Source organism: Mangrovimonas sp. DI 80 (assembly GCF_001975575.1).
GTDB lineage: Bacteria > Bacteroidota > Bacteroidia > Flavobacteriales > Flavobacteriaceae > Mangrovimonas_A > Mangrovimonas_A xylaniphaga.
Genome location: NZ_MSDT01000002.1, coordinates 1,020,967 through 1,040,134 on the forward strand (window position 1 = coordinate 1,020,967; position 19,168 = coordinate 1,040,134).

Annotated in this window: 13 protein-coding genes; 7 read left to right on the plus strand and 6 right to left on the minus strand. The window is 40.0% G+C overall.

All coding sequences use genetic code 11. The features are described from left to right. Positions 1-51: 51 nt before the first annotated feature. Together BKM32_RS05115 and BKM32_RS05120 are read right to left on the minus strand one after the other, a co-directional pair. Entirely contained in the window at positions 52-2,100 is a 2,049-nt protein-coding gene (locus BKM32_RS05115) for a pitrilysin family protein (RefSeq protein WP_076662813.1), read from the minus strand. A gap of 17 nt (positions 2,101-2,117) precedes the next feature. Continuing rightward, entirely contained in the window at positions 2,118-3,440 is a 1,323-nt protein-coding gene (locus BKM32_RS05120; protein WP_053976749.1) for a pitrilysin family protein, read from the minus strand. Positions 3,441-3,632: 192 nt separating this feature from the next. Here BKM32_RS05120 and BKM32_RS05125 point away from each other — a divergent pair, with 192 nt between their 5' ends. The 7 genes from BKM32_RS05125 (at position 3,633) to BKM32_RS05155 (ending at position 12,696) form a co-directional block, all read left to right on the plus strand. Further along, positions 3,633-4,088 (plus strand): DUF4199 domain-containing protein, encoded by a 456-nt coding sequence (locus BKM32_RS05125; RefSeq protein WP_053977098.1) that lies wholly within the window; start codon positions 3,633-3,635, stop codon positions 4,086-4,088. Positions 4,089-4,164: 76 nt separating this feature from the next. After that, on the plus strand, positions 4,165-4,647 hold the full coding sequence (gene rplU, locus BKM32_RS05130; RefSeq protein ID WP_076662814.1) for a 50S ribosomal protein L21: 483 nt from the start codon (positions 4,165-4,167) through the stop codon (positions 4,645-4,647). 25 nt (positions 4,648-4,672) lie between these two features. Beyond that, positions 4,673-4,933 carry a 50S ribosomal protein L27 gene (gene rpmA, locus BKM32_RS05135; RefSeq protein ID WP_053976751.1) on the plus strand — a complete coding sequence of 87 codons (261 nt, stop codon included), beginning with the start codon at positions 4,673-4,675 and terminating at the stop codon, positions 4,931-4,933. A gap of 122 nt (positions 4,934-5,055) precedes the next feature. Continuing rightward, positions 5,056-6,657, plus strand: coding sequence for a transcriptional regulator (locus tag BKM32_RS05140; protein ID WP_083702091.1), 1,602 nt, complete (start codon positions 5,056-5,058; stop codon positions 6,655-6,657). 162 nt (positions 6,658-6,819) lie between these two features. Beyond that, entirely contained in the window at positions 6,820-9,666 is a 2,847-nt protein-coding gene (locus tag BKM32_RS05145; RefSeq protein WP_083702092.1) for a TonB-dependent receptor, read from the plus strand. Between the two features lie 3 nt (positions 9,667-9,669). Beyond that, positions 9,670-10,683: a phytase gene (locus BKM32_RS05150; RefSeq protein WP_076662816.1), complete on the plus strand. Its 1,014-nt coding sequence runs from the start codon at positions 9,670-9,672 to the stop codon at positions 10,681-10,683. 120 nt (positions 10,684-10,803) lie between these two features. Continuing rightward, on the plus strand, positions 10,804-12,696 hold the full coding sequence (locus BKM32_RS05155; RefSeq protein ID WP_076662817.1) for a hypothetical protein: 1,893 nt from the start codon (positions 10,804-10,806) through the stop codon (positions 12,694-12,696). 45 nt (positions 12,697-12,741) lie between these two features. On the opposite strand, the gene bglX is transcribed toward BKM32_RS05155, so the two are convergent. From bglX to BKM32_RS05175, 4 genes are read right to left on the minus strand one after another with little or no spacing between them, the layout of a single operon-like run. After that, complete coding sequence (bglX, locus tag BKM32_RS05160) at positions 12,742-15,051, minus strand: beta-glucosidase BglX (protein WP_076662818.1); 2,310 nt, start codon at positions 15,049-15,051, stop codon at positions 12,742-12,744. Between the two features lie 7 nt (positions 15,052-15,058). Further along, positions 15,059-16,168, minus strand: coding sequence for a family 16 glycosylhydrolase (locus BKM32_RS05165; protein WP_076662819.1), 1,110 nt, complete (start codon positions 16,166-16,168; stop codon positions 15,059-15,061). Positions 16,169-16,189: 21 nt separating this feature from the next. After that, positions 16,190-17,074, minus strand: coding sequence for a hypothetical protein (locus tag BKM32_RS05170; protein WP_076662820.1), 885 nt, complete (start codon positions 17,072-17,074; stop codon positions 16,190-16,192). Positions 17,075-17,085: 11 nt separating this feature from the next. Beyond that, the gene (locus BKM32_RS05175) at positions 17,086-19,167 is read right to left on the minus strand and encodes a PKD domain-containing protein (protein WP_076662821.1); all 2,082 of its coding nucleotides are present in this window, start codon (positions 19,165-19,167) and stop codon (positions 17,086-17,088) included. Position 19,168: the final 1 nt, after the last annotated feature.

A 19,168-nucleotide genomic window follows, 5' to 3' on the forward strand; every position in this document is an offset into this window, starting at 1 on the left:
AAGGGCAAAACATATCGTTTTGCCCTTTAATATTCATGTTAATCCTTTTTCTTATTTGAAATCGGCATCACTAACACCTTCGTTTACTTTGATTTCCTTTACTGTGAAATCGAAACGACGTGGTCCAAAAGTTTGACCGATAGTAAATGGGAACTTAACTCCAGCTACTTCTTGGTAGTTGGTATAGAAAGTAGATTGAACACCCATTGGGGTTGTTTTTTCTTCTTTAATTTTTAAACCAGATTCTACACTGTAGAAAATAGCAGTTTCAGAGTCAACTTTGATTTTATAAGCTTTTTCGCCATCAACTACTTCAATTTTTTCCAAAGTAACACCACCGTTTAGGTAGTTTACTTCTGGGAAAGGAGATGATTCTACTTGAACAGCTTTAACTTGCTCTTCGTTCATGTCAATTTTTTGACCTTGAGCAGAAGAGTAACCAGAATTACCGTCTAAAACTTGTTTTTGGGATTGTCCCATCATTGTAATTTCTTGAAGGAATTGGTTTTTAACCGTTTTTTTCATTTCAAGGTTCATAACCATTCCTGGTTGCAATTCAGCTTCAGCAGACATGTATACAGAGTTTACGGCGTCCAATTTAGCCTGACCTCCAATAGCAGCGATATAAGCGTTCAATACCTTGTTGGCATCCATATCAGCAGGCATTGGGATTTCGTAAACCGGCTTTTCAGTAGGCTTCGCATATGAATCGTAATATTTAATAGGAAATCCTGTTTTTTCAAGGTTTTCCAATACGTCGCTTCCTTTTCCAACTACAATTACACGGGCATTTTCTGTAGCAAAGTGCTTGTTGGCAGCATTGGTGATATCCTGAACAGTTACATTGTTAACACGCTCCAAATACGTTTCGTAATAGTTCTCTGGAAGGTTATTCAATTTAATGTTAAGGGCATACTCAGCAACAGTAGAAGGGTTTTCCAAGTTCATTACAAAGGAGCCGATGTATTTAGCTTTTGCATTTTTAAGTGCTTCTGCATCTACAGGTTCTGTTTTGATACGGTTGATTTCTTTTAAAGCTTCTACGATAGAGCTATCTGTTACGGTATTTCTAACTTTAGCAGAAGCGTTAAAACGTGATGTTTTGTATCTGCTTGATCCAATGCTTGAGTAAGCGCCATAAGTATATCCATGGGCTTCACGAAGGTTCATGAACAAATAACCTTCACCACCACCACCAAGGATGTAGTTAGCTAATTTTGTTGCAAGGTAGTCTTCGTCATTCATTTTCAAATCTACATTGTTGGTCACAGAAATGTTAGATTGTACAGCATTTGGCATGTCGATGAAATCAATCTCAGTTGTAGCTACGTTAGCTTTTGGTGCAGGTACAGCAGTAGTTATTTCTTGACCTTTTTCCCATTTTCCGAAGTACTTTTTGATTTGCTTTTTAACGTCTTTAACTTTTACGTCTCCAACCACTACAATGTAAGCGTGGTTTGGAGTAAAATATTTATTGTAAAAAGCCTTAACGTCATCAAGAGTTACGTTGTTCAAAGTTTCCTCTGTCATGAACTCTCCATAAGCGTTATCCAAACCGTACGACAAAGCGCCACCAACACGACCGGCAATGGCGTCAACACTTTTTTCGCTAGATTTTAGGCCTTCCAAAGCTTTTGCTTTCTCTTTTTCAAACTCTTCTTGAGTCAATAATGGGTTGATTGCAGCATCTGCCATCAATTCCAAAATTCTTTCAGAGTATTGAGACAAAGAGCTTCCGTAAGCACTTTGTGAGCTAAACCCTAGACGCGCTCCCAAGAAGTCTATTTCTTCGTTAAAGGCATCTTTAGAGATGGTAGTTGTTCCGTTTCCTAACATAGATCCCAATAAACTGGATACGCCAGCTTTGTCGCCTTCAATGATAGGCTTGTTATCTATTTGAAGTGAATAAGATACTCTTGGCAATTTGTGGTTTTCTACCACAAGCACCTTGATACCGTTTTTTAGTTCAAATTCATTTGGTTTTTCGAGGGTGATTTTTGGAGCTGGCCCCGCTTCTGGTTGTTTTGATCTGTCAATTTGTGCAGTGGCACCTAAAGACATTAAAAACAAGACTAATAAAGTTGATATTTTTGCTTTCATCTGTGAAATTTATGTTTTTAGTTGTTGCTTTTTTCTTCTGGTAAGTACTCTAATAACAAACGTTGGTTAGGGTTTAGGTACTTTTTAGCAACGGCTTGAATGTCTTCTCTAGTAATAGATCTGTAGATGTCAATCTCATTATTGATAAGGTTGGTATCTCCATAAAGCATGTAGTATCTTGCTAAAGAATTGGCAATACCTTCAACATTTGAGTTGGCATTTACAAATTGGTTTTCAAATTGGTTGAGAAGTTTTTGGTAGTCACGCTCAGAGATTAGGTTGCTCTGTAGGTTCACAATTTCCTCGTCGATTTCTTTGATGATGGCATCTAGAGTTACATCTCCTAAAGGTAATCCTAGCAAGATATAAGCACTGTAGTCTTCTTGGCTAAAGTTGAAAGCAGCTACTTCCAAAGCCATTTTTTTCTCGTCTACAATCTTTTTGTACAATTTTGAAGATTTTCCTCCACTTAAATAAGTTGAAATCATATCCAAAACATAAGCGTCTCTATCTTTAAAAGAAGGTGTTCTATAAGCAGCGATGATAGCTGGGATTTGAATATTTGGATCGTACGCTTTAGCGTGGATGGTCTCGGTGATAGGATCTTCTTTAGGAAGGTTTCTAACCACATCTTCCCCGCGAGGAATTGGTCCAAAATAGTTTTCGATCATGGTTTTAACTTCTGCTTTGTTGAAGTCTCCAGCTACAACCAAAACAGCATTGTTAGGCACATAGAACTTTGCGTTGAAATCTTGGAACTCTTCCAAAGTGGCAGCATCCAAGTGTTCCATTTTACCAATGGTAGTCCAACGGTATGGGTGCTTTTTGAATAGGTTTACCTTTACATTTTCCAAAAACTTACCATATGGGCTGTTGTCTACACGCATGCGCTTTTCTTCCTTAACAACCTCGTTTTGGGTATCTACGCCAATTTGGTTGATTACTGGGTGCATTAAACGCTCAGACTCCAACCATAATCCAAGCTCTACTTGGTTAGAAGGGAATACTTCGTAGTAATATGTACGGTCATCGGTAGTGTTGGCGTTGTTTTTTCCACCGTTGGCAGCAACGATTTTGAAAAATTCTCCTCTATCGATGTTTTCGGTACCTTCAAACAACAAGTGTTCGAAAAAGTGGGCAAATCCAGTACGGTCTGGATTTTCGTCTTTAGCTCCAACATGGTACATAACAGAGGTAGTTACTACTGGAGCAGAATTATCTTGATGTAAGATGACGTGCATCCCGTTATCTAAGTCATACTCTTCAAATTCAACTTTTTGCGCCATGGTCAAATTACCAATAAGCAACAAAGAAGCTAAAGAAAATAAGCCTTTTTTCATTGTGCGTTTTTTAGTTTTAAAATTATAAGTTTCAATGTAAGTCTAACACAGGTTGAAAATGTTACACTCCTTGCAAAAATAGAAATCAAAGTTGGCTTTGTATAGCAATTATGTAAAAAGTATTATAAAAATTATATTAATACATAAATTTTCACGAAATTTAAAGGTGGTTGATTTTTAATGGATTGGATTATGAAGACACCTTTTTCTGTTTCCGTAAAATTCGGAATTATTATTGCGGTTGGTTTGACGGCTTATTTTTTATTGGTACGCCTGGTTGGGCTACATCAAAATCCTTGGCTACGACTTTTTAACGGAATTATCATGGCGGCCGGCATTTACTACGCTATTAAAAACTACAAACTTGCCTCAGAAGAAGCTTTTACCTATATAGATGGTTTTAAAACGGGGTTGATGTCAGGGGTTGTGGGGACCCTAATTTTTACCGGTTTTATGGCGGTTTACATGTATCACATAGATCCTGAATTTACAAAATACCTGCTCGGGGAGTGGTTCGGGAACTACGGTGCAGGGCCTGGAATTCTGGTGTTTATCATCCTTATAGAGGGCTTAACTTCAAGCATTGTTCTTACCTTATCCTTCATGCAAATCTTCAAAAAAAGCTATAATACGCCTCAAAACGTATAAAAGGTTTGTAGATTAATTATTTAGGAGTATATTTGCACTCATTTTTTAATAAACATTTTAATTTAAACGTAACGCTATGTACGCAATTGTAGAGATAGCAGGGCAACAATTTAAAGTTGAAAAAGACCAAAAAGTGTTTGTTCACCGTTTAGCTACTGAAGAAGGAAATGCAGTATCTTTTGATAATGTACTTCTAATTGGTGACGGAAAGAACATTACTGTTGGCGCCCCAGCTATAGACGGAGCTCAAGTAGGAGCAAAAGTTTTAAAGCACCTTAAAGGTGACAAAGTAATCGTTTTCAAAAAGAAACGTAGAAAAGGTTACCGTGTTAAGAATGGTCACAGACAAGCTTTAACAGAGATTGTTATTGAAAGTATTGTTGCTTCTGGTGCTAAGCCAGCTGCAAAAGCTGAGAAAAAAGTAGCAGCTCCTAAGGCTGAAGCGTCTCAAGATTTAAGCGCTTTAACTGTTGCTGAATTAAGAGAAATGGCGAAAGCAAAAGATGTTTCAGGATATTCTACTATGAAGAAAGCTGAATTAATCGCTGCTTTAAGTTAATAACAAAACATAAAATCGAAATAAAATGGCACATAAAAAAGGAGTCGGAAGTTCGAAAAACGGTAGAGAATCAGAATCGAAACGCTTAGGTGTTAAGATTTTTGGTGGTCAAGCTGCTGTAGCTGGAAACATTATCGTTAGACAAAGAGGTACTGCACACAATCCTGGTGAGAATGTGTATGCTGGAAAAGACCACACTTTACATGCTAAAGTAGATGGTATCGTTAAATTTGAGAAAAGAAAAGGTGGAAAATCTTTTGTTTCTATTGAGCCTTTCGAAGCTTAAGAAACAATTCTCATATCTTCTAAAAAATCCCTACCTATTACAGGTGGGGATTTTTATTTGCAGTCATTTAACATTTGCATCAACATTAAGTAACATGCAAACCGTTCCTTTGGTTGTTTTACATGTTAATGATGATGAAAATTGCCAAAGCCCTTCCTTCAATTACCAATATCTTTATACTTTATTTCTTTTTGGGTTGTCAGGTACATGCCCAAGAAAGTAGTCTTAAAAATCACTCTGTAGATTCCATTTTTAAGGATTTTAAAGCACAACTCCAGAAATCAGAAAATCTTCAGGACGAATTAGGAATTGTAAAGGCCCATATTAAAATGGCCGATTTTTATGGAAGTTTAGGAATTGCCAATGAAGCCTTGAAGCACTATCACGAAGCTTTGGAGGTTCAAACAACTCAAGATACCTTATCAGTTTACATAAATAACAAATTGGGAGCGTTGCATTTGTCCTTAAAAAAGTACGGACCTTCCAAAATTCATTTAGTTGAAAGCTTAAATCTAGCCGAGGCCTTGCAGTTTGAAAAAGGAAAGGCTACAGCGATAGGTTTGTTGGGTGGTGTTGCCGAAAAGGAATCTGATTATGATGAGGCCCTGGAGTATCAGCGCCAAAGTCTTGCCTTATTTGAGAAATTAGGTGACAGTACAGGTTTGGCGGTTACCTTTGAAAATATGGGAAGTATTTATGAGGATTTGGAGGATTTTGACAGAGCTTATGAATACTTCACGAAAGCAAGGAATTATGCACTGCACAGTCCCTTGAGTGTTCAGGTGAACATTATCAATAACCTAGGGGATATCAAACGAAAAAACGGAGAGTTTGAAAAGGGGATGGAGTATACCCAACAGGCTTTGGAGTTGGCCAAAAGTACAGGCAATACCCATCAAGAGGAAAGTGCCTTGAAGGATATGGCTAAAGTGTATGCGGAACTTGGCAATTTCCGACAGGCCTTTGAATTCATGGAAGCCCATGCCGATCTCAACGAACAAGAAATCCAACGTAAAAATACAGAACAGGTGGGGGCACTTCAGGTGCTGTACGAAGTGAAGGAAAAGGAAGCGCAAGTGGCTCTGTTGAATCAACGAAATGAAATCCAAAGCATTCGACAAAATATTATGACCCTCACGAGTGTTTTTATTCTCTTGGGACTTTCAGGATGGTTTATCTATTTCAAAAAGAAGAAGCAACAAGAGGCTAAAATAAGTGTATACAAGCAACGGATTTTACAGGCCGATTTAGACAGAAAGACAGCGGAGGAAGCTTCCTTGCAAAGGGAAATAGAATTTAAACTTTCGGCATTAACCAACTATAGCTTGCATTTGTCCAATAAAAATAAAATGTTGGAAAACATTTCCCGAACCTTGTCTAATTTAAAAGGAAGGAACCAAACAATGGTAGCTTCGAAGTTGGAAGCTTTGGTAAAGGAAATCGATTTTGACCTTTCCAAAGAAAATGAGTGGACCGAATTCACCGGGTATTTTGAACAGATCCATCCACAATTTTTCCAAGATTTGAATGCTTTTGCCGTTGAACCATTATCACCTGCCGAATTGCGTTTATGTATGCTGTTGCGTCTTAATTTGTCTTCAAAGGAAATAGCCTCCATTTTAAGGATAACTCCTGACAGTGTGAGAATAGCACGGTATAGAATGCGTAAAAAATTACCCTTAGATTCCAAAGACGATTTACAGGCATTTCTCTTACAACTCTAGTGAGTTTTCCTAAGGTTTACCCGTATGTTACCACAATGTTAATGTTGCCTTGTTATATAGCCTAAAACCAGAGGGTTGTTACGTTTTGTTAACGCTAATTTTAGCTCTAATCCAAGCTCTAAATATAGTTTTGCTCTCAACTAATCTATATAACAAACAGAAATGAAACTACTCAAAAGTTTATTTATTTGGTGTCTTTTAGTATTTGGTTCAAATGCACTTTTGGCACAAAATGGTATTATCCGCGGGGTCATTACAGATGACAATGGATTGAGCGTCCCAGGAGCCACCGTGGCAATTGACAGTTTAAAAAAGGGAGCTGTTTCCGATTTTGACGGAGCCTATACCCTTTTGGAAGTTCCTGAGGGAACCCATACTGTAACGGTGAAATATTTGGGATATTCCGATATCAGCAAAGAGGCCACTGTTGTCCCTGGAGGAACCGTGATTCTTGATTTTACCTTAACCTCTAAAAACACCGAATTGGATGAGGTATTGGTAACCGGGTACGGTTTAAGTGGTCAAGCAAGAGCCTTGAACACCCAGAAGAACAAAACCAACATTACCAATATTGTATCTACCGATCAAATTGGGAAATTCCCAGATGCCAATATCGGGGATGCTGTAAAGCGTATTCCTGGTATCACGATGCAGGTAGACCAAGGGGAGGCACGTAATATTATTGTAAGAGGTTTGTCGCCGCAATTGAACTCTGTAACCTTAAACGGAAGTAGAATTCCTTCGGCAGAGGGTGACAATAGAAATGTACAAATGGACTTGATTCCTTCGGACATGATCCAAACCATTGAGGTAAACAAGGCTGTAACTCCTGATATGGATGGAGATGCTTTGGGTGGATCGGTGAACTTGATTACAAGATCTTCGCCGCAAGGGTTCAGATTGTCAGCTACTGCTGGGTCTGGTATCAACTTCATTACCGATAAAAGAATTCTAAACGGATCCTTTTTGGTTGGAGACCGTTCTAAAAACGATAAGTTGGGTTGGATGATAGCAGCCTCGATCAACGACAATGATTTTGGTAGTGATAACGTAGAAGCAGAGTGGGAAGATGAATTTGAATTCAACAATGGTGATGAGGATAACTTGGAAGAGGTTGATGTAAATCCTTATGCCAGTGTATTTGAAATTAGAGAGTACTTGGTACAGCGTGTTCGTAGAAGTTTCTCTGCCAATTTTGACTATAAATTAGATCAAAACAACACACTTTATTTCAAGTCCATCTACAACTGGAGAGATGACCGTGAAAACAGATTCCGTTTGGAAAATGAAATTTTGGATGGAGAAGATATTGAATTGGGTGATTTCACAGTAGATAGCAATGGCAACTTAACAAGCTTCCCTGTAGAGGCAAAACGTCAAACCAAAGGAGGGATCTCTGGTGGTCGTAACCAAAATGCACGTTTGGAAGACCAGCGCATGCAAAACTATAGCTTAAGTGGAGATCATTTGTTGAACAACTGGAAAATTGACTGGTTGGCATCGTATTCCAAAGCTTCTGAAGAGCGTCTAAACGAGCGTTATATGACTTACGAGAGTGAGTATGCCGTGACATTTAATGGAAATGAGGATAAGCCATTATTTTCTCCAGTAGATGCTGGCGATGCTGATTTTGCACTTTTCGAATTTGATGAATTATCAGAGGAAAATCAATACACAGAAGAGCAGGATATTAACTTTTTCGTGAATGCTCAAGTACCGTTAAGCTTTATCGCGGAAGAGGAAGGCTTCTTGAAGTTTGGAGGGAAAACCAGATTAAAGAATAAAAATAGAGACAACGATTTTACAGAATTCAGCCCAGAAGGAAGTGACTACGATTTCTTAGGTGATGTGCCAACGAGAAACTATTCAGATTCAGATTTCTTGGCTGGTGCCCAATACCAAGTAGGGTCGTTTGTTAATCCAAGCTTTTTGGGAGGTTTGAGCTTATACGATACCAACCTTTTTGAAGGAGAAGACTTGCCAGAGGAATACCTAACTGCCAACTTCGACGTCAATGAAAATGTATATGCGGGATATGCCATGATGAGCCAGAACTTTTCAAGTAAGTTCAGTGTATTGTTTGGAGCAAGAGTAGAGCACACGGCTATTGAGAGTGAAGGAAATGAAATCATTTTTGATGAAGAAGGTGATTTTGCAGGAACCAATGTTCTTAAAGATAAAAACAACTATACTAATGTATTGCCAAGTGTACATTTAAAGTACGGATTTGGGGACAATACGGTGTTAAGAGCTGCTTGGACCAACACTTTGGCGCGTCCAAATTATGTGGACTTAGTACCTTATATGGAAGTGAACAACGAGGATGAAGAAATCTTCTTAGGAAATTCAGAACTGGATCCAACCACATCCATGAACTTCGATGTCATGGCCGAGCATTATTTTAAATCTGTGGGAATCATCTCTGGAGGTGTGTTCTATAAAAACATCGATAAATTTGTATACACAAGACAAACGGAGGATGCTAACGGATATGAAATCTATCAGCCTTTAAATGGAGATGGAGCAAGCGTATTTGGTGCTGAGGTGTCTTTGCAACGTCGTTTGGATTTCTTGCCAGGCTTTGCTAAAAACTTCAACATCTATTTAAACTACACTTATTTGAAGTCGGATGCTGATGGTATTTTCAATGAAGATGGAGAAGAGCGTACAGATTTGGATTTGCCTAACACGGCTCCAAACATGTTCAACGGATCTTTGGGATATAACGGGAAATATTTTAGTGTACGTTTGTCTGCTAACTATTCAGATTCTTATATCGATGAAATCGGTGGACGTGCTTTTGAAGATCGTTACTATGATGAGCAATTGTTCGTAGACTTCAATGCAACAGCTGCTATTACCAAAAACTTGAGTTTGTATGTTGATTTGAATAATATCACCAACCAACCATTACGCTACTTCCAAGGTTCTAAAGGAAGAACGATGCAGATGGAATACTATGAAAAGCGTTTAACTTTCGGATTGAAATACGACCTGTTTAAGAAATAAGGAATGAAGAATATATTAAGTTTAGTTTGTGCCCTAGCATTGATGGGGTGTAAGGAGTCTTTACCTGTGATTGCTCCAACTTTAGTAACGGAAAAAACACCACATGATAGTGACGATCCAGCTATTTGGATCAACCCAAACGATCCTGCAAAGAGTATTGTTTTCGGAACCGATAAAAATGAAACCAATGGCGGTGTGTATGCTTTTGATTTGGACGGAAAAATCATTCCAGAAAAAAGCATTGTAGGCATCAGTTATCCTAACAATGTGGATGTGGAATACGGTTTTAAGTTAAATGATTCTACAGCTACAGATATCCTTGTGTTTACGGAAAGGGAGAAGCACCAAGTACGTGTGTTTTCCGTGCCAGACATGACTGAATTGGACAATGGTGGTTTTAAGGTGTTTGAAGATGAAACCGATATTGAAATGAAGCGCCCTATGGGAGTGTCTGTATACAAGAATCCAGAAACAGCAGAGATATCATTTATTGTGAGCCGTAAAAGCGGACCTAAAGAAGGGTATCTACATCAATATGGTTTAACAGCAGATTCTTTGGGCGTATCAGCTACGTTGTTGAGAAAGTTCGGGACGTTTAGTGGTCAAAAGGAAATCGAAGCCATCGCGGTAGACGATGCCCTTGGGTATGTATACTATTCCGATGAAGGTGTTGGGATTAGAAAATATCATGCTAACCCATCAAAAGGAGATGAAGAGATAGCGCTTTTTGGTGGTGAACATTTCAAGGAAGATATCGAAGGTATTGCCATTGCTACTTTTGATAATGGAGAGGGCTTTTTGATAGTGTCCAACCAACAGGATCACAGCTTCAATATTTTCAAGCGTAACGATAACACTTATGTGAAAACGATCAATTTGGGAACTAAGGAAACCGATGGTTGCGATGTAACCACCATACCATTAGGAGCTAAATATCCAAAAGGCTTATTTGTATCAATGAATGATGAACAGGATTTCTTTTATCATGAACTTGGTGCACTTATGTTAGCTGAATAAAATCAGCAGTTGTTTTAATTCGATGAACCCTTTTCGTTTACGGAAAGGGTTTTTTCGTACGTAGGAATAAGTAATTGGGAATTAATCGGTATCTTTCAACACAAACTAATATTTCTCCCAATGAAACTAAAGTTATGGTGTGTCGTGGGCTTTTCGGCCCTAATGTGGTCCTGTGGAACAACCAAGGAAACTACAAAGGCGCCTTCAGCAATAAAAGTAGGCGTAGATCTGGTAAATGTTACCAACGATCAAGTAAAGGTTACCGTAACGCCTCCTGCAATAGGCAGTTCAGAGGTGACCTATTATATGGCGAAAATTATCCCTGGTACTTATGCTATAGCGGATTATGGGCGCTATATTTCAGAAGTTAAGGCTTTCGATTCCAAAGGAAATGTATTGGAAGTTACAAAGAAGGATGTTAACTCTTGGGAAATCAAGGACGCCAAAAAACTACATCATATCACTTATTTGGTGGATGATACTTTTGACAATGAAGGGGTTTCGCATTTCGTGTCGGCAGACTCCGAGACCATTTTTTCTCCAGCAGGAACTAACATTTTAGCCGATAAAAACTTCGTTCTTAATATGAGTGGTTTTGTGGGGTATTTCTCGGAAATGTTGGAGTATCCTTATCAAGTAACCGTAACTCATCCTGAGAATTTATTGGGAAGCAGTGCCCTTGTGGACCAAAATCCCAAAAATGATGTAGATAGTTTTTATACCTCACGCTTTGCTGAATTGGTAGATTCTCCAATTATGTATGCAGCTCCAGATGTATCAACTTTCAACTACAATGATATGGAGGTGCTGTTGAGCATGTATTCGCCTAAAAATACTAGCATCACATCAAAAGTCTTTTTGCCGGATTTAAAAAAGATTATCGTGGCTCAAAAAAACTATATGGACGAGGCCAACAACACCAAAAAATATGCCGTGTTAAATTATATAACATCTTTTGAAAAAGATGATGCCAAGGGTATTGGAGCCTTGGAACACAACTATTCTACGGTGGGCGTATTCCTAGAAACCATGAAGAGCAATGATCTGGTAGATGTTATTTCCCATGAGTTTTTCCATACACTAACACCACTGCACATCCATTCCAAAGAAATTCAATATTTCGATTTTAACGATCCTAAAATGTCGGAGCATTTATGGATGTATGAAGGTGTTACAGAATATTTTGCCCAACATTTTCAGGTGTACGAAGGATTGATAGATGAGGCTACGTTTTTAGCCACTATGATGAAAAAGATAAAAATATCCTACCGCTATAACGACCATTTGTCCTTTATCGAAATGAGCAAAAATGTTTTGGATGGTAAAATGCAGGTACAGTATGCCAATGTATACCAAAAGGGAGCGTTGATGGGCATGTGTTTGGATATTATCATTCGGGAGCAGTCCAATGGCGAGCGTAGTCTTATGGATGTCATGGCCGAATTGGCCAAAATGTATGGTCCAGGCAAAGCCTTTGATGATGAGGAGCTAATCCCTGTGTTTGTAAAACTAACGTATCCGCAAGTAGGCGAGTTTATCAACGATTACATAGTAAATGGTTCGCCTATCGATTATGATGCGTATTTGAGTAGAATGGGAATTACCCGAGCGAAAATGCCTGTCGCAGACCCTTTGGTGTTTCTTAAGGGAGGTAAGCCCTATATCGGTTTGGACCAAATTAGTGGGAAGATTATAGCTGTGGTTCCTGATGATAAAAATGCATTTTTCAATGCCATGGGAATTGAACAAGGAGATATTCTGTTGGAAATGAATGGAACCGAATTTGATAGTAGTAATCTTCAAAAAACCTTGATGATGGGCTATGATCTTCAAGAAGGAGCGCCCATGACCATAAAAGTTGAGCGTGAAGGAGAAATCATGGAACTAAAGGGGAGTGTAGTTCTAAGTTATTCGGAGGGAGAAGGTTATAAATTTACTGATACTTCCAAAAAAGCACTTAAAGATGCTTGGTTAAAAGGAGGGGAGTACTATAAAATAAAGGGAACACCATAACGGTATTCCCTCTAGATTCTCCATTTAGTTAGTTATTGGAATGGATTAATTTATTGTGAATTCAGATTCTAGACCACTTGCTGAACTTCCTCCAACAAACACTTTAAAATCTCCTGGCTCTACAATGTATTTCCCTTGGTTATCGTAGAAACCTAACTCTTTTTCAGTTAAAGTGAAGGTTACGGTTTGGGAAGTTCCCGGTTCTAAGGAAATCATTTCAAAACCTTTCAATTCTTTTATTGGGCGGGTGACACTTGCAAACAAATCATGGATATACAACTGCGCCACTTCTTTTCCAGAATATGCCCCCGTATTGGTTACGGTAACTGAAACCTTTACGCTATTATTTTCAACATTCGAAACTTGTAGGTTGCCATACTCAAAAGATGTATAACTTAAGCCATATCCAAATGGGTACAAAGGCGTATTGCTTTCATCTGTATAATGCGACCAAAACACTTCTCCTGGAGACGGCTCATTAGGTCTACCTGAGCTTTTGTAGTTGTAGTAAATTGGTACTTGTCCTACATTTCTAGGAAAGGTCATTGGCAACTTCCCGCTTGGGTTATAATCACCATACAGTACTTTGGCAATGGCATTTCCGCTTTGGGTTCCCAAATGCCAAGTTTCCAAAATGGTAGGGATGTTCTCGTTGGCCCAGTTAATGGCTAAAGGACGTCCGTTACTTAATACCAAAACAACATTAGGATTGGTCTTGTAAACCGCTTCCAATAATTCTTGTTGTAATGGATCCATTTCAATATTGGCTTGACTTCGTCCTTCTCCTGTTTGCATAGCATGTTCCCCTAAAGCCATTAGTACCACATCGGCATTTTTTGCAGCCGATACAGCTTCCTCTATACCTTTTTTATTGGAGATGTTAAATTCTAACTGGCGAGAAAAGGCAATGTCGTTTTCAACAAAATTGGGACCTTGTACATAGGTGATGGTATTTCCTTTGTAAGCCTGAAGTCCTTCTAAAAGGGATACGGCTGTTCCGTTTTTTGCTCCTAATCGCCAATTTCCTAAAGGACTTGTTTTGTCTTTCGCAAGAGCTCCAATTAAGGCAATATTAAGGCCTTCTTTTTTAAGGGGAAGCAATTGTTTGTCATTTTTAAGAAGCACAATAGATTTTTTTGCCATATCCAAAACCGCTTCCTCTATTTCTGCACTCCCCACTAAATTGGCTTCGTTGGTTTCGTTGGAATATTTGTAAGGATCCTCAAACAATCCCAATTCATATTTTACTCTTAAAATACGTCTCGCAGCATCATCAATATAGGCTTCTTTCACGTCTCCATCTTTTACCAATTGTGAAAGGTGTTCTACATATAAATGGGATTCCATATCCATGTCGGAGCCTGCATTGGCCGCAATCTTGGCGGCTTCTTTTCCGTTTTTGGCATAACCATGGGCAATCATTTCACCAATGGAGCCCCAATCGGACACTACAAAGCCATTAAAGTTCCAATCGCCTTTTAAAATTTGACGTTGAAGAAAAGCATCTCCAGTGGCAGGAATACTATTGAGTTCATTAAAAGAATTCATAAAGGTTCTTGCGCCAGCATCATTGGCTGCTTTGAAAGGGGGAAGTACAATGTTGTACAAAGTAGAGGTTCCTAAGTCTGCAGTATTGTAGTCTTTTCCGGATTCGGGAAAGCCATAGGCAGCAAAATGTTTGGCACAGGCAGCAATGGTACTGTTTGCAGAAAGGTCATCTCCCTGAAATCCTTGTACTCTAGCGGTTGCAATTTTACTGCCAAGAAAGGGGTCTTCCCCGGCGCCTTCCATTACACGTCCCCATCTGGCATCTCTAGAAATGTCTACCATTGGGGCAAAGGTCCAGTTTATTCCTGAGGCAGCTGCTTCTTTGGCGGCTACTTCGGCTGAACGTTGGATGGCTTCCAAATCCCAGCTGGCAGCTTCGGCCAAAGGAATGGGACTAACCGTTTTATAGCCGTGTACCACATCAAACCCAATGATCAATGGAATTCCCAAGCGGGTTTCTTCAACCGCAATTTTTTGTAGGGCCGTCACCTCTTTGGCTCCCGTAACATTCAGCATGGAGCCTACCCATCCTTTTTTAAGGTGTTCGTATTTTAAGGCTTGATTCCCTTCGCTAGGGGTGGGGCCCGTAACCTCCCAAAATCCAGTATATTGATTCATCTGACCAATTTTTTCTTCAAGGGTCATAAGTGAGAGAAGAGAGTCTACTTTTCTTTCAATATCAGGATTGAGTCCTTGTTGAGATGCAACATTGGTATCAGCTGATTTTTCAGTGTCGTTTGTATTTCCGCAGGCACAAAAAAGTACCGCTAGGGCATAGCCCCAAACATAATTTAACCGTGTTTTCATGTGCTTATTATTGGTATACCCTTACATAGTCTACTTCCATGGTGGATTCCATAAAATTGGGGTCTATAGTACCGCCTAGATTTCCTCCCATGGCAACATTCATAATGATAAATTGATCTAAATCAAATGGCCAGGTTTGGTCATTTTTATTACTTGGTTGATAGGTGTAATGCACATTGCCGTCCACCGAAAACACCATTTTCTCAGAAGTCCATTCTAGCTCGTAGGTATGAAATTCACTAGAAACATTAGCGACTTGCTGTCCGCCTAAATTGGAAGTGTTCCCAAAACTAGAAGGAGTATGTATGGCACTTTGTATATAGCCTTGGTTGTTGCCAACATGTTCCATAATGTCGGTTTCGCCACAGGCTGGCCATCCCACCCCATCTATATTGGCACCCAATAGCCATAGTGCAGGCCAAGTACCTCCTCCTTCTGGAAGTTTGGCGCGAATTTCAACTTTACCGTGGGTGAATTCAAATTTATCCTTGGTCAACAATCGTGCTGAGGTGAATTCTGATCCTTGATAGTTTTCACGTTTGGCAATGATTTTTAACACCCCATTTTCAACAATAGCATTGTCCGCTCTATCGGTATAATATTGCGACTCATTGTTTCCCCAACCGCTTTGTCCCGTTCCAATATTGTAGCCCCATTTGGAGGTATCAGGCGCGCCGTTGACATCAAATTCATCAGACCAAACCAATTGCACGGAATCGTCTACATAAAGAGAGATGCTTTCTGAGGTGCTGATATTGTGATTGGTGCTGGAATAAGCAAAAACATAGATAGTGTAATTGTTGGTGCCGGGATTGGTATAGGTGAATTCCATAGTGCCATCGGTACTTGGTATTTCCTCTCCATTTCCAAAACGGAAGCCGTAACTCACGGCATCTATTGCCGAGGCTGTACATTGAATGGTGCCGGAACCATCCCCGTTGGGAAATTGTTCGCTAGCTCCAACTTTGGTAATATTTAATACCAAAGCCGAAGGAATAATTGGCACAATGCCTCCATCATCATCTCCAGTGGGTTGTGAATCGTCACTTCCACTGGAACATGATATGGAAAAGGCACAAAGCAAACTAAGACATATATTTAACATAGTCTGTTTCATTTTAAAATCAATTTGTTGTGTCTAGTCTTCAGCGATTAAGATGGCAAACCAACCGTTGCCATCAGATCCTACTGTTTTAATTGTCATTTCATTGGCTGAACGTTCTAGAATGGCATAGCTATGATCGCCACCAACGTAAAATCCATGGTATCCTACATTTGAGAAAGTCAAGGTTTCCTGTCCTCCAGGAGCACTCAGTGCCCATGACTCGGAATAATCATCTAGAGGGTAGTTAACGTATTCGTCATCGGCATTAGGGGTTTGTCCAGCAACTCCAAAATCTTGGTCAAGAGGTGCTGCTTTTCCGTATCCGGTACCATTGGTTATGTGTGTGAATGTACCATCGATATTAAAAATAAAGCGATCGTCGTAGGCTCCCAATCCTTCCTTGTCATAAGGAGCGGCTGCCCACCAAACTGGACTGGTTCCATCGGCTGGCCCTACACCAAAGTGCCCTGCTGCTTCAGCTTTCAATCGCCAAGTTCTAGAACTGTCGTTGGTCAACATGGTCAGTAAATCTGCTGGAGGTGCATAAAGCGCTAAAACTTCCACTTCTACAGTAGCACTGGTGGTGGCGCCTCCAGTTCCAAAAGCCAAAACAGTTACGGTGTAGGTATGTACTCCTGTGTTGCCAAAACTGTAGGTCTTTTCTCCGCTAGGAGCCAACGATTCTGAACCGTTGTAAACATATTGATAAGTAATGGCATTGTCTGCATTTGCCGAAAAGTTGACATTTCCGCTTCCATCCCCGTAAGGATTATCGGCATCTTGGCCAACAATATTGGCAGTAATCTGCAGATTAGAAGGAGTTATGATATCTCCAAATTCGTAGTCTTCTTCCTCACAACTAAAGAAGGTAAAGAAGCCAACAAGTAATAATCCAATGATATATTTTAAATGTTTCATCTTGTTTATTTTTATTGCTTAATCAATTTATAGGTCCAGAATACGCCTGATCCCGCTTCAATGCTGACGGTCATGGTCATGTCATTATCTGTAAGGGTAACATTGTAGGTAATGGCACTTGGAACGGCCACATTAGGAAGCTCTCCATCGTTATTGGCTTTTGGAAGTCCCAAATACGCTCCAGAACCATTTAGTGTTAATGTTCCTGCAGCTTCATCATAATCAAAGGAAGCACTGTTTGATCCATCATGAGGTGCTACAGGCGCAGCACAGCCTTCAGGATCGGCACCTTGCCAGCCTTCTACCCAAGTTTCATCTCCAAGTATATTGCTAAACGAACCGTCTGATGTAAAGAGATATACATCATCATAATAACAAGCTCTGTCTGATACTGCCTGCGCATCAATTGACCACCAATCGCCACTTCCAGCAGTTGGTCCAACCATAAGGGATCCTGCTTCAGGAGCCATTTGCCAAGACCCAACGATTGGAGAAATGTAACGCACCAGTTTGTAGGTCCAGAAAACTCCTGAACCAGCTTCAATACTCACAATCATGGTATTGTTGTTGTCTAAAAGTTTAATGTCGTAAGTGACGGAACTCGGCATGGCTACATTGGGAAGTTCGCCATCGTTATTGGCCTTAGGAAGGCCTAGATAAGCACCAGTTCCATTCAATGTTAAAGTGCCATCTCCTTCATTGTATGTAAAGGTAGCAGGATTGGAACCATCGTGTGGGGCCACAGGCGCACCACAGGCTTCAGGATCCATTCCTTGCCAAGGTTCAATCCAAGTTTCTCCATCCAATACATTATTGAAAGTGCCTCCCAGGGAGAATACATATTTATCGTCGAAGAAACAGGCACGGTCAGCTACTACTTGTGCATCGTTGGACCACCAATCTCCACTACCAGGGTTAGGGCCAACCATCAAGGCTCCTGCTTCTGGTGCCAATTGCCAAATGCCTTCAATTCCAGAAGCTGCTGCAGGTGCTTTCCAGAAATAAAGATTGTCTATAAATACAGTTCCTCCGGCCCATGGCTCTCCAACAAATTTAAATTGGTGTAAGTCTGCCATAGATAATCCTTGATCGGTAAATGCCGAAAGTGGAATGTCGAAACTGTTCCATTGGTCTGGAGTTAAATCTTGGGTAACCTGTTGTTCTCCCGTACCTAAGCTAATTGGGAATATTTGTATTTGGTCTACATCGGCAGTCCAAACATCAATATGCAAATACTCCATTTGGGAAGCGTCTACCGTTTCTCCAAACTGAATACCTTGATAGCTAAGATTGATGTACTGCAGCATTTCGTCACCATTTAAGTTGAACATGGCATAACTGCTACCTTGTCCAGATTGACCCCAATCAGGATTGTAATCAGTTCCGGCAACATTGGTGTAGGCTCCTGCAAAAATTGAAATATAATCCGATTCATATCGCGATGGTTGAGCAGGTGCCGAGTTGATAGGTTGTAGAATTTCGGTTACTGTAAATTCTTCTGTATAGGTGGTTGTTTCAATGGCTGCACTCATGGCTACTACGGTAATGGTATAGGTGCCAGCTTCTTGATAAACGTAGGAAACGGTCTCACCCATATTGCCACTTACAGGGTCTGTAACTCCAGGTTCTCCAAAATAGACATCATAGGTGATTCCAAAATCTGCCGTTGCTGAGACGTTGACTTGTTTGGAAACCGCTAGATCATTTTCAATGGTTACCATTAAATTTTCAGGAGGATTAAAGGAAACTACCAAACTTTGGGACGCTTCGGTTTCCAGACCTGTAATGCCGTAGGCAACTAATTGTACGTTATAAGTGCCTTCTGCATAGATGTGTTCAACGCTTTCTCCTGCTGTGAGGGTAGTAGGCTCTTCGGTAGTATCTCCAAAATGCACATCAAAAGCTACGGCGCCTTGCCCGGTTGGCGTAATCGTTACCAAGCCTGTATTGTCTTGGGTAACATTAAAAGCCGCCGAGACATTGGAAGGTGCTACGGCAGAGTTTACAAAATCTGCGTTGTCATCATCATTGCTACAGGCAAACACCAACAATGCTATCAGACAAATGGAAGCTATGTATTTAATATTTTTCATA